An 11,652-nucleotide genomic window follows, 5' to 3' on the forward strand; every position below is an offset into this window, starting at 1 on the left:
GGTCAGCCGTTGCGGCAGTTCGACCAGTAACCCTGGCGATCGCCGACATGGCCGACCGACCCGGTGGGTATCCAGGTGCCCTTGTCTGCCTCGACCGTCCAGGAGACCGACAAGGTCAGGGTGCCGCCGCCGCTCGTGGTGCCTGCGCTGGTGCGGCCGTCGCCGGTGACGCTGCCGCCCCAGGAGATGGAGGCGGTGCCGTACTCCGTGGTGAGCGTGCACCCAGGCCGGGATTGCGGCGCGGAGACGCTGACGCGGACGCCGGACACGGCGATGCCGTTCGATCCGGAGCCGCCGGTGACCTGGCAGGTGCCGGTGCACTGCAAGGCGAACGAGGCGGACCGGCCGCTGCCCAGCGCCAGCGATGAGGGGGACAGGCTAGCGGTGGGTGACGGCGGTTTGGGCAGTTTCCGTACAGTGTTGGACACGGTCGGCCGGGAGGAGGGCCGAGGAGGATCCTGTGTTCCGCCGTTTCTGGTGGGCCGGGTCCGGGTGCTGTCGGGTTGGCTGTTCGGGGCCGCTTTGGCCGGATGTCCCGTGGGGCGGGCCGAGCGCGAGGCGGGGGCCTGGGTGGGCCGATGGGTCGGCTTGCCGGTGGTGGGCGCGCTGGTGGGCCCCGTGGTGGGCTGATCGGCGGGCGGGTCGACGGGGGGATCGTCCGCAAGCGGATCCAGCAGCGGCGGGTCACTGCCGAGCAACGTGATGGTGGCCGGAGCGGCCACCGGAGCCACCGTCGCCGATGGCTGGGCGGGCTGAAGGGCTGACCAGGCTGCGCCGGCGGCGATCACGGCGGTCACCGCCACGGCGATGATGCCGCTGACCCGCACGACAGGCACGAGTGGCCGCAGTCCATCAGGGCTGCGGGTCGGCAGCGTCCTTTTCAACGTCGGCCGGGCGCCAGCGCTGTCAGGAGCCCCGCTCGGTGCGACGTCGCCGGCTGGGCTGCTGGAGGGCGGTGCGGACACCTCGTCCGCGGCGGGTCGTGCTGGCCTGCGCCACAGGCGGGCGTCCTCGTCGCGCTCCGTCTCGGCCCAGAAATCGACGTCGTTGGCGGCGCGCAGGTCCGCGGCCAGCAGCGGCGCTTCTTCCGCCGGGAGGCCGGGCTGGAGAGCGTCTGGCTGGCGCGGAAATCCGGACGAGTCGAGTTCCACGCTCATGGCGGCGGCGAGCGGCTGGTCGTGGAGGATGCGCTCGCGTTGCTGCCGGGTCAGCGTGATCGGGGGGAGTTCGGCGAGCAGGGACTCCATGCTGGTGCGCATATGGACGGCCTTGCTGCAGGTGGGGCAGCGGCCGATGTGCATCCGCAGCTTAGTGCGGGTTTCGCGGCGGCGGCCAATGTCCCAGGCTTCGGCGATCGGCGCCGCCTCGGGGCAGATGGGGTGTCCGGTTCGGGTGAGGTGGACGGCGTTGGCCCACGCCTGGGCCAGATCGATGGCGGCCTGAGCGGCGTGGGCTACCTCGGCCGGTGGCCGGCCGAGGATGGCCGCGACGTCGTCGTGGTCTAGTTGGTGGCGCAGGGTCAGTTCGACGAGTTCGCGGTCATCGCGATCGAGCGCTGCCAGGGCGTCCAGCGCCAGCTGGGCTTGGGGCGCCTGCTCGCCGGAGACGGCGGGGAAGGGGCCCGTGGAGGGGCCGGTGGAGGGGCTGTGCTCGGTGTCGGTCAGGCAGCGCACTCGCATCAGCGCGTACAGCCATGCCCGGATGCGATGGGGCTGGCTCAGGTGCGCGCCGTGGTGGCGGGCCCAGGCCAGCACGTCGCCGACCGCTCGGGCGGCGGAGTCGGGATCAGGCAGCCACAGGCGGCAGTAGTCGGCCAGGTCGGCGCCGTACCAGTCGCACAGGTCGGCCGAGGGTAAGCGGTCCTGGCCTGGGGGAGTGTCCGCGGTGGAAGGCGCAGGCGTCGGCCCGGGCGGCAGCGGAACGAACGACTCGGGGCCGGAGGTGGGGGAGGGGACTGAGAAGTCCGCATCCAGCGGGAGGATGTCCAGTGGGGGGATGTCGAGCGGCGGGCCTGCCTGGTGATGCGCCGGGTGATGCGCCGTGGGCGGTGTCGGTTCCGACATGCAGCCACCTCAATCCCTACGCCGACGCCCCAACATGAGTAAATACTGGTGTCAAATGTAGTCAGAGGGTTTTGTGTGCTTATAGGGACAATGACACCCCCAAGGCATTGTTACCCGTTCGTTACCAGCGTCTTGACAAGATATCCGGCCGGAGTCAAGAACGCTCGGATCGGTGTCAAGCTCTGAACAGCAAGGTCAGCGCAGCACCACCGCCGAGACCTTCCACCCGGCCTCGGGACCGGTCCGCGCCAGTGACACGAACGCGATCCACATCAGCGGCTCGCCCCGCCAGCCGTCCCGGCCGACCGGGTGCAGGTCAACGCGCCACTGCCGGACCGCCTCCGTCGCGGTGTCCGCCGGTCGCTCATCACCCCCGGGGCGCAGCTGCGGCCGGATGTAGGCGCGGTGTGCGCGCCACGACTCCCACTGCGCCCCCGGCCCGGCCTGAGGGCGCACGGCGCGCAGCTCGGCCAGGTAGCCCGGAGTCAGGAAGCGACCGGCGCGCAGGCTCGCCTCGTGGAAGCCGGTGTCGGTCCGCGTGTCCGCACCGGCCATCACCGTCAGCGTGGTGCGGCTGACGGCGTCGGCGTCGCGCCCGTTGACCTCACCGGCGTCGGGCGTCTGTGACCTGTGGACCGCCGATGGCGCCGGGGCGGTGGTGGTGGGCGCGGGGGCCGGGCCACCGCATCCGCACAGCGCGCCCAGGGCGAGCACGAGCAGCCACCGGCCGCACCCCATCGTGCCCCTGGCCGTCGGGTCCCCGGCCATCGGGTCCATGGCAGCGCGGGCCCGGCCTGAGGCGAGAGCACCCATGGGCGTGGCCGCCGCAGGCCGCCGGGCCGGCGCATCGGCGCGCTGCTCACGCTGCTCGCGCCGTACACGGCGGCCGAAGCGGGGATGCCGGAACGTGTTCAACGTATCCTCCTGATCGCCCAGATCTGGCCGGTTCGTCCGGCCAGGGAGCCGATGCGTACGACATCGCCGGTCTGCGGCGCGTGGACCATCCGCCCGTTGCCGATGTAGATGCCGATATGGCCGAAGCCCTCGCCGTTGCGCCGGTCGAAGGCGATGAGGTCGCCCGGCTGCAGATCGCCGCGCTCTACCGGGCTGCCCACGCGTGCCTGCTGTTGAGAGGTGCGCGGCAACCGGACCCGGCCGCCGGATGCCTGATAGACGGCGTACTGCACGAGTCCCGAGCAATCGAAGCCGACGGTTGCCGCCCCCCGCCCGGTACCCGCGCTCGGCCCGCCGCTGCCCCCGCCGCCCCAGGAGTACGGGGTGCCGAGCATCGTGGTGGCCGCCGCGACGATCCGGCCGCCCAGCCCGCCCGCCGCAGGCGGTAGCTGCGCATCGCGGACCTGCCCGAAGCGCGGCAGCAGCGCCCTGATCCGCTGGATGTAGGCCTGCGTCTCGGCGAAGGGGGGCACGCCACGGTGACTCAGCACGGCGCCGGGCCCGGCGTTGTAGGCGGCCAGGATGTTGGCGAGCACATCTCCGGCCAGGTGGCCGACCTTGGTGGCCAGGAAGCAGTCATAGCGGCCCATCGCCATGATGGCGTCCCCCGGGTCGAACGGGCTCGCCCGGCCGTTGCCGTCCTCGTCACGGCCGAAGCTGCGCCAGGTGCCGGGCATGAACTGCGCCAAGCCCTGGGCGCCCGCCGATGAGACGACGCGCTCACGCCAGCCCGACTCCGCCTGGAGTTGCGCAGCGATCAGGGCGGCGCTGACCTGCGGGCACAGGCGTCCGGCCTGCGCGACCCAGGACCGGTACTTGGCCGGGACCGCTTGTTGCTTGAGCTCGTGCACCTGCGGGGCCGGTGCGGAGCTCGCGGCGCCTCCGACGAGGGCGGCCATCACCACCAGGCCGAGCACCAAAGCGGTCACGACGGCGACCACCCCGGTGACCAGCTTGACGATTCCGCTCATGCGAACCGGACACCCGACTTTTCCTGACAAGCCTTCACAAGTCAGTCAAGCTAGCGTGTTGAAACGCCTCATTGGTGGTTTCTACTATCTGACACAACATCTGACTCAATACCGCACATCGGTAAAACCGATTGTTTGCGACGGAAGCGGAGGATCTGTGGGCAACGCCGGGCGCCGTTCCTCACCCCTGGACCGGGGCACGATGCTGCGTCCGCCGCTGGAGGTCACCCCCCACTCGGGCGCGGTCCCCGCCCCGCGACGTGGTCTGCCCGAGCGGCCGCTGCAGCCGGGAGCCAGCGCGCCGTGGTGGTGGGTCGGCTGCCATGGCGGGGCCGGGGTCTCCACCCTGGCGGTGGCCGTGCCAGGCGGCCGCGAGCACGGCCGCTACTGGCCCAAGCCCCGCCCCGGCGAGCGGGCCGCGGTCGTTGTCGTCGCCCGCTCCCACGCCTCCGGGCTCCTGGCCGCCCAGGACGCCATCCAGCAGTGGGCCAGCGGATCCCTGGCGGGCGTCGACCTGCTCGGCCTGGCGGTGGTGGCCGACGCGCCCGGCCGCCTGCCCAGGCCGATCGCCGACTTCATCACGCTGCTGTCCGGCGGCGTCCCGCAGCTGTGGATGCTGCCCTTCGTGCAGGCGCTCCGCGTGGATACGCCGCACGACGTCCGCCTTCCCAGGCCGTATCGATCCCTCGCCCGATACCTCGAAGGATGAACCATGATCAGTGTGTTTGCCGCTATCGCTGAGGGATGGCATCACCTGGCCGTGCTCGGCCACAGTGCCCATGCGCCGCTGGATGCCCTGCCCGTGTCCGGCCTCGTCGCCCTGCCACCGCCCGAGGCGAGCCCCGCCGCCACCGCAACCGGGTCGGCCGGTGGGGTGCCCGGCATCGACCTGAGCGGGGGAGGGGTCGCCCCACCCGGATCCGAGAAGATCACCCTGATTCTCAGGTGGGTGTTCTGGGGCGTCTCGGGCCTGTGCGTGGCCGGCGTGCTGCTGGTGGCGGGCAAGATGGCCATCATCCACGGACGCGGAGAAGGTGGCGAGCATGCCCGCGGACTGGGGCTGGTGGCGCTGGCCGCCGTCCTGGCCGCCTCGGCGACCGGCCTCATCGGAGCCCTGCTATGACCGACTGTCTTCCCGCCGCCGGTGAAAGAGCGGGCTTCCTGCGGAGGTGCCGGTGACCAGCCCACCGTCAGATGCCTCGCAGGCCAGGCCAGCCGCCCGTAAGACGGGCTTCGTCCTGGCGGGCCTGTTCCTGGCTGCCGTGGTGTTGGCCGGGGCCGGGATCGTCGTCTTCGGTGGTGACGGCGCGCCCCCGCCCACTCCGGCGGCCACGGCGGCCACGCCTGGCGACCTGGACCAGGCCGCCACATCGTCGGCGACACCCGACACGCCCACGCCTGCCCTGGCCTGCGGCGGAGCAGCCGGCCGGGCCTCGTTGTCCAGCCCGCCCCAGGTTCGGTGGGATGTGTTCAAGAGCGTGGCGGTGCCGCTCTCGCAGCAGGCGGGTCCGGCCATCATGGATGGGCAGATCGCGCGCTGTTACGCCCACAATCCGCACGGCGCGCTGATCGCCGCCTGGCAGATCAGCGTCCGCTTTCTGCTGGCCGACTCCTGGCGGCAGGTCACCCGGCTGCAGGTGGTGCCGGGCACCGGCCGGGATGCCTACATCAAGAGCCGCGCCGCCATCACCCAGGACCTGGACCAGTCCGGTGTGTTTGCCCAGTTGGCCGGCTACCGGTTCGTGCACTACGCGCCCGAGGTGGCAGTGATCCAGATGGTCACCCGGACGCCGTCGTCGGTGCTCAAGGTCAACACGCTCACCGTCCGGTGGGTGAACGGGGACTGGCGGTTGGTCCTGCACACCGACGGCGGCCTCAGTCCCACCGTGCAGCAGGTCGCCTCGCTGACCTCGTTCATCGTGTGGGGCGGCATCTGATGCTGCTGGACCTGCTACGGCTTCCCCCTCCGACCCCGACCCCGACGGCCAGCCCAGGTGCTGGGCCGAACTCGTGTGATGTGCTGCTCGGCAACCCTGCCGCCAAGATGCTGTGCGACACCGGCAAGGGCGCCGCCGACGCGCTCGCGAGCGTGCCCGGCGGCGTCATCGACCAGCTCGCCCAGAAGTTCGCCGAATCCAGCGACAAGGTGCTGACGCTGATGCTGACCTGGTGGGCGCAGATGCCGACCGGTGGCCTTCAGGCGCCCCTGGCCAACAGCGGCGGCCCGGTGAGCTTCATCGCGATGCACACCCACTGGTACGTGACCGCCTCCGCGGTGCTCGGCCTGCTGGTCGCGGCCGGTCGGCTGGCCATCCAGCGCAGGCCCGAGGTCGCCGGGCGTGCCCTGATGACCGTGGTGGCCATCACCGTCGTCAGCGCTGCCGGGGCTACGGTGGTGATCCTCCTGAGCCAAGCCGGCGACAGCTACTCGGCGTGGATCCTCCAGCAGGCATCGGCGGGCAAGGGCAATTGGTCGGACACGTTCACCAAGTTCACCTCGCTGGCCAGCCCCGGCTCGTTCATCACCACGCAGGCCAGCGGCGTCCCACCCGCGGGCATGATCTTGTTCATTGCGCTGCTCGGGCTGATCAGTGGCCTCATCCAGCTCGTGCTCATGCTGATCCGCTCGGCCATGCTCGGTCTGCTGACCGGGCTGCTGCCGCTGATCGCTTCGGCCAGCGGCAGCGAAAGCGGCCGGGCCGCGGGCCGCAAGGCCGTCTCCTGGCTGGTGGCCTACCTGCTGTACAAGCCCGTGGCGGCGACCATTTACGCCTATGCCATCGCCGCGATGGACACACCCAACGACGAGATCACGAAGCTGTCCGGGTTTGTGATGATCATCCTGGCCGTGATCGCGCTGCCCGCGCTGATGCGGTTCGTGACTCCCGTGGTGGCGGCGGCCACCAGCGGCGGCGGCGCGGGAGCCGTCGCGGGCGCGGCGGCGGCCGTGGCCACGGGCGCCCGCATGCTGCCGACCATGACGGGCCTGCGATCCGGCGCCCGAGGCGCCCCGGGCGCGGGCCCTTCAGGAGGGGCACCCGCCGGGTCGGGCCGGGCCCCGAGCGGCGGCGTGCGCGGCGCGAATGGTCAGCGCGGCGCGTCGGGACGGCACGGCAAGACCCCGGCCGCCGAGACCCCCGCCGTGGCGGGTTCCGACAAACTGGTCGCCACCTCCGGCGCAGGCCAGGCGGGCGCCGGTCAGGGCGCCGTCGGCGCCGCCAAGGGCGCGGCCGGGGCCAGCCGCGTCGCGGGCGGGGCAGCCGGTGCGGTGGCCGCGCCAGTCACCATCGCGGCCGAGACAGCAAAGGGCGCCGTCCGCAAGGTCCGCAGCACCACCGAGCGGGAACTGAACGATCAGGGCGGTCCCAGTGGCAGTGTCTGAACCGACCTACGGCAACTGGCGTCGGCCCACCACGCCGGGGGTGGGCGGGCTCGGCATGCTCGCCACCCTGGTGCTGATGGCGGGGATGATCCTGGCCGTCTTGGCCGCGCTCATCGCCCCGACGCTCGGGCTGGTCGTTGCCGTCACCCTCGGGGTCGGGCTGCTGCCGCTCCTGATCAAGGACCGGCACGGCCGCACCGCGATGCACCGCATGACCGCCCGCCTGTCCTGGGCCCGCACCAAACGGGCCGGCTGGCACCTGTATCACGGCGGGCCGCTGAGCCGCACCCACGAAGGAGTCTGCCGCCTGCCGGGGCTGGCCGCCGCCAGCCGCCTGCACGAGGCCCGCGACAGCTACGACCGGCCGTTCGCCATGCTGGAAATGCCGTCCGTCGGCCACTACAGCGTGGTGCTGGAGTGCGCCGCCGACGGCGCCAGCCTCGTCGACCCCGACCAGATCGACACGTGGGTCGCCTACTGGGGGGAGTGGCTGGCCAGCCTCGGCAGCGAACCCAGCCTGGTGGCCGCCAGCGTCACCGTCGAAACCGCGCCCGACCCCGGCACCCGCCTCGGCCAGGAGGTCACCAGCCACCTCACCCCGCAAGCGCCCGCCTTGGCCCGGCACGTCCTGGACGACATCGTCGCCACCTACCCGGCCGGCTCAGCCCAGGTCAGCACCCGCATCGCGCTCACCTACACGGCCACCCCGCCCACCGGCGGCAAACGCCGCACCGCTGAGCGGATGGCCCGCGAGATCGGCACCCGGCTGCCGGGCCTGTCCAGCGCGCTGGCCATGACGGGCGCCGGAGCCGCCCGGCCGATGAGCGCCGTCCAACTGTGCGAGGCGATCCGCATCGCCTACGACCCCGCCGCCCACCCGCTCATCGAACAAGCCCACCAGCAGGGCGGCTCCGGCCTGACCTGGGACGACGCAGGACCGGCCAGCCACCAGGAAGGATGGGACCACTACGTGCACGACAGCGGCGTGTCCATCACCTGGGCCATGGCCGACGCCCCGCGCGGCGAGGTGTATTCCTCGGTACTCACCCAGCTGATCAACCCGCACCCCGACATCCTGCGCAAACGTGTCACCCTGCTGTACCGGCCGCACGATGCGGCCGCCGCCGCCCGCATCGTCGAACGCGACAAGCGCGACGCCCGCTTCAAGGTTGGAGGGATGGCCACCCCCGAACGGGACGCCGTCGCGGTCGCCGCCGCCACCCAAAGCGCCCGCGAAGAAGCGCGCGGCGCGGGCGTCACCCGTTTCGCGATGCTCGTGAGCGCCACGGTCCGCTCGGCGGCCGAGCTCGAACTCGCCGCCGCGGCGATCGATTCCCTGGCGCCCACCGCCCGGCTGCGGCTGCGCCGCTGCCACGGCCAAGCCGCCGCCTTCGCCGCCTGCCTGCCGCTGGGCCTGGTCATCCCCGCGCACCTGCAGATCCCCCAAGCCGTCCGCGACCTGATGTGACAGCGCGAGGAGAGCGTGATGCGTAACCGCCAGCACCCGGCACCTGGTCCGCGCGGGCTGGCCGTCCCTGGCGGCGGCCGCGTCGCCTACCTGGAGGCTGCGCCGGAATGGCGCGGGACGACCGTCCAGGTGTGCGGAATGTGGCCCTTCAGCGCAGGCTCGGGAACCCCCATGATCGGCGTGCCGGTCGGGCGGGATCTTCTCACTGGCGCCTCCCTGTGCTGCGACCCCATCTCCTGGTTCTCCCGCGCCGCCATCATCAGCAACCCCTCCCAGCTCGTCCTGGGCAAGGTGGGGCTGGGCAAAAGCTCGCTCGTGCGCCGCCAGGTGCTGGGCCTGGCCGGGTACGGCGTCATCCCCATGGTGCTGGGCGACCTCAAACCCGATTACGTCGACCTGATCACCGCCATGGGTGGGCAGGTCGTCAAGCTCGGCCGCGGGCTCGGCTCGCTCAACATCCTCGACCCGGGCGCGGGTGCCACCGCCGTTGCCCAGCTGTCCGGGCAGGCCCGCATCAAGCTGGCGGCCGACCTGGCCGGCCGCCGCCTCAACATGGTGACCGCGCTCCTCACCGTGCTGCGCCGCCAGCCCATCGCCGACCACGAACGCACCATCCTCGCCGCGGCCTTGCGCGTTTTGGACGAGCGTCACCCGGCTGGGCACCCTCCGATCCTGCCCGACCTCATCTCCGTGATCGATGAAGGACCCGACGACGTGCGCGCCGTCACACTGGAGCGGGGCTCTGAAGAGCGCTACCGTGCCGCCGTTGACGCCCTGCACGCCTCCCTGCTGGGCCTGCTCGACGGCCCGATGGGTGAGACCTTCGCCCGCCCCACCACCGTCCCCATTGAGATCGACAACCCCGGGGGTGTGTGTATCGACATCTCCGGCATCGACGAAGCTGACGCCGACCTGCAAGCTGCTGTCCTGCTGGCCTGCTGGTCGGACGGCTTCGGCGCCATCGAAACCGCCCACGCCCTCGCCGACGCCGGGCTCGCACCACAACGCCACTACATCGTCGTCCTGGACGAACTGTGGCGGGTGCTACGCGCCGGACGCGGCCTCGTCGACCGGGTAGACGCGTTGACCAGGCTCAACCGGCAACGCGGTCTCGGCCAAATCCTCATCACCCACACCATGAACGACCTACTGGCCCTGCCGGATGAGTCCGACCGGGTCAAGGCCCGCGGATTCGCCGAACGCGCCGGCATGGTCATCTGCGCAGGCCTGCCCGAAGCCGAGATGCCCGCGCTCACCCAGGTCGTCCGCATGAGCAGCAAAGAGCAGCGCCTCGTCATCGACTGGTCGACGCCACCCAGCTGGGACCCCTCCCTCAACCGCGATGGTGAACCCCCCGGGCTGGGCCGCTTCCTCGTCAAGGTGGGCGGCCGCCCCGGCATTCCGTTCCGGGTCGAACTCACCTCCATCGAACGGCCTCTGTACGACACCAACAAACGCTGGCATCCCGGGTCGACGTGACCTGCCGGCACGCTCACCAGGCTGCCGCCGCGGCCCCGTCCCGGCACCGCACCACCTGACCCCCGTCGGCTGCGCGGTTCCCGCCTGTCCACCCGGCGACCGAACCCCCACGGCGCGCCTGGCTCGTGATCCAGAAAGGGCAAGCACATGCCGACTTCCTCCACCCTCTCGGCACTGGACGCCGACGTGCAGACGGCCTTTCAGGGGGCCGCCCGGCCATATCTGCCGCTGGCTCCCGACGGGCAAGGCCGGCCAGCGATCGAACTGATCACATCACCGCCCCCGCCAGAGCTCACGGCCTACCTGCAGCGCCTGCACCAGCGCAGGGACGAGAGAAACCATCCCGACGACAAGCCTGTCTTGCTGCAGGGCTACCGCCACGCCCACTGGGCCGTCCTCGACACCACCCTGTTCGGTGCGGCACGGATAGACGCCATGGCGGAGCGGATCGCCGACCTCCACCACCGCTACCGCGACACCACCTACCCGCCAGCACCGTACGAACGCCGGCTTGGCCCGCCGCCGGAGCCGCGCACGGGCGCCCTGCAAGTCGTCTACGCCCAGCTCCCGCCGGGCCGATACGGCGTCCGCGCCGGGCACGAGCGCGACCAGGTGGATCTGCGCGGGGAACTGCGCGCGCGGCTACGCGATCACGGCATCAGCCCAGAAGCCATCCAGAAGGTCACCCCGGAGGGCTACATCAGCAATTACGACTGGACGGGGGCCCGCGAGCACACCATCCGCCAGTGCAACCAGGGGCAGATCTCGGTCCTGATCGTCACCGCGTCCGACACCTGGAGTAACGACCCCCGGAGCGGTCGTCACGACCCACATCCTCCAGGTGGCCGCGTCCAGGTCCAAGCCCGCGCCGTCGCCGAACATCACCTGACGGCGCCGTCCAGCGTTCAGGAACTGGCCTACCGCGCCGCCTTCATCGACCAGCCGGGAAACCACAACGAGCACCTGCACCGTCTCGTCTACGCCACCCACGGCGGTGTCGAAGAGTACCTGTGGCGGCAGCTGGCCTCCATGGCCGCACACCGCGACCCGCTCGACATCGATCGGGATCCCGCCTCGGTGCCCGCCCCCTGGGTCGACACTCAGGGCCAGCCGTTTCGCGACTACCTGGCTCAGATGTCGCAGGCCGCGCCCGCAGCGGACGGCGGCGCCCCTCCCATGCCTGCCGCTGCCGCGTCCGCGTTCCCGGGCGCCGCACGCGATCGCCTCCACCCGCGCGCACCCGCGCCTTCCACGCCCACGCGCGCCGCCACGCCCGGCCCTGCCCAAGGGAGCGCCCATGAACTGGAACGCTGACCGCTCCCGCGCCCGCGACCG

Annotated in this window: 10 protein-coding genes; 7 read left to right on the forward strand and 3 right to left on the reverse strand. The window is 71.8% G+C overall.

Annotated features, from left to right (window positions below; translation table 11 throughout):
- Nucleotides 1-2 precede the first annotated feature (2 nt).
- From ACWDRB_RS47525 to ACWDRB_RS47535, 3 genes are all read right to left on the reverse strand, one after another.
- The gene (locus tag ACWDRB_RS47525) at nucleotides 3-2,063 is read right to left on the reverse strand and encodes a hypothetical protein (RefSeq protein ID WP_449905644.1); all 2,061 of its coding nucleotides are present in this window, start codon (nucleotides 2,061-2,063) and stop codon (nucleotides 3-5) included.
- Between the two features lie 195 nt (nucleotides 2,064-2,258).
- Nucleotides 2,259-2,978, reverse strand: coding sequence for a hypothetical protein (locus ACWDRB_RS47530; RefSeq protein ID WP_449905646.1), 720 nt, complete (start codon nucleotides 2,976-2,978; stop codon nucleotides 2,259-2,261).
- Nucleotides 2,975-3,988: a C40 family peptidase gene (locus ACWDRB_RS47535; protein WP_449905648.1), complete on the reverse strand. Its 1,014-nt coding sequence runs from the start codon at nucleotides 3,986-3,988 to the stop codon at nucleotides 2,975-2,977. The genes ACWDRB_RS47530 and ACWDRB_RS47535 overlap by 4 nt, the downstream gene beginning before the upstream one ends.
- A gap of 157 nt (nucleotides 3,989-4,145) precedes the next feature.
- On the opposite strand from ACWDRB_RS47535, the gene ACWDRB_RS47540 reads away from it, so the two are divergent.
- The 7 genes from ACWDRB_RS47540 (at nucleotide 4,146) to ACWDRB_RS47570 (ending at nucleotide 11,631) form a co-directional block, all read left to right on the forward strand.
- Nucleotides 4,146-4,697: a DUF6668 family protein gene (locus ACWDRB_RS47540; protein ID WP_449905650.1), complete on the forward strand. Its 552-nt coding sequence runs from the start codon at nucleotides 4,146-4,148 to the stop codon at nucleotides 4,695-4,697.
- Between the two features lie 3 nt (nucleotides 4,698-4,700).
- The gene (locus tag ACWDRB_RS47545) at nucleotides 4,701-5,111 is read left to right on the forward strand and encodes a hypothetical protein (protein ID WP_449905652.1); all 411 of its coding nucleotides are present in this window, start codon (nucleotides 4,701-4,703) and stop codon (nucleotides 5,109-5,111) included.
- A gap of 52 nt (nucleotides 5,112-5,163) precedes the next feature.
- Nucleotides 5,164-5,925, forward strand: a complete 762-nt coding sequence (locus ACWDRB_RS47550) for a hypothetical protein (protein ID WP_449905654.1) — start codon at nucleotides 5,164-5,166, stop codon at nucleotides 5,923-5,925.
- Nucleotides 5,910-7,370, forward strand: a complete 1,461-nt coding sequence (locus ACWDRB_RS47555; RefSeq protein WP_449905656.1) for a hypothetical protein — start codon at nucleotides 5,910-5,912, stop codon at nucleotides 7,368-7,370. The genes ACWDRB_RS47550 and ACWDRB_RS47555 overlap by 16 nt, the downstream gene beginning before the upstream one ends.
- Nucleotides 7,357-8,838: an SCO6880 family protein gene (locus ACWDRB_RS47560; protein ID WP_449905658.1), complete on the forward strand. Its 1,482-nt coding sequence runs from the start codon at nucleotides 7,357-7,359 to the stop codon at nucleotides 8,836-8,838. The genes ACWDRB_RS47555 and ACWDRB_RS47560 overlap by 14 nt, the downstream gene beginning before the upstream one ends.
- An 18-nt stretch (nucleotides 8,839-8,856) precedes the next feature.
- On the forward strand, nucleotides 8,857-10,317 hold the full coding sequence (locus ACWDRB_RS47565) for an ATP/GTP-binding protein (protein WP_449905660.1): 1,461 nt from the start codon (nucleotides 8,857-8,859) through the stop codon (nucleotides 10,315-10,317).
- Nucleotides 10,318-10,464: 147 nt separating this feature from the next.
- Entirely contained in the window at nucleotides 10,465-11,631 is a 1,167-nt protein-coding gene (locus ACWDRB_RS47570) for a hypothetical protein (RefSeq protein ID WP_449905662.1), read from the forward strand.
- Nucleotides 11,632-11,652: the final 21 nt, after the last annotated feature.

This window comes from Nonomuraea sp. NPDC003707, from assembly GCF_053587055.1.

Bases quoted from the DNA above. Each gene is read 5' to 3' on its own strand.
- ACWDRB_RS47525 (WP_449905644.1), bottom strand. From the start codon at position 2,063: ATGTCGGAACCGACACCGCCCACGGCGCATCACCCGGCGCATCACCAG.
- ACWDRB_RS47535 (WP_449905648.1), bottom strand. From the start codon at position 3,988: ATGAGCGGAATCGTCAAGCTGGTCACCGGGGTGGTCGCCGTCGTGACC.
- ACWDRB_RS47545 (WP_449905652.1), top strand. From the start codon at position 4,701: ATGATCAGTGTGTTTGCCGCTATCGCTGAGGGATGGCATCACCTGGCC.
- ACWDRB_RS47565 (WP_449905660.1), top strand. From the start codon at position 8,857: ATGCGTAACCGCCAGCACCCGGCACCTGGTCCGCGCGGGCTGGCCGTC.
- ACWDRB_RS47570 (WP_449905662.1), top strand. From the start codon at position 10,465: ATGCCGACTTCCTCCACCCTCTCGGCACTGGACGCCGACGTGCAGACG.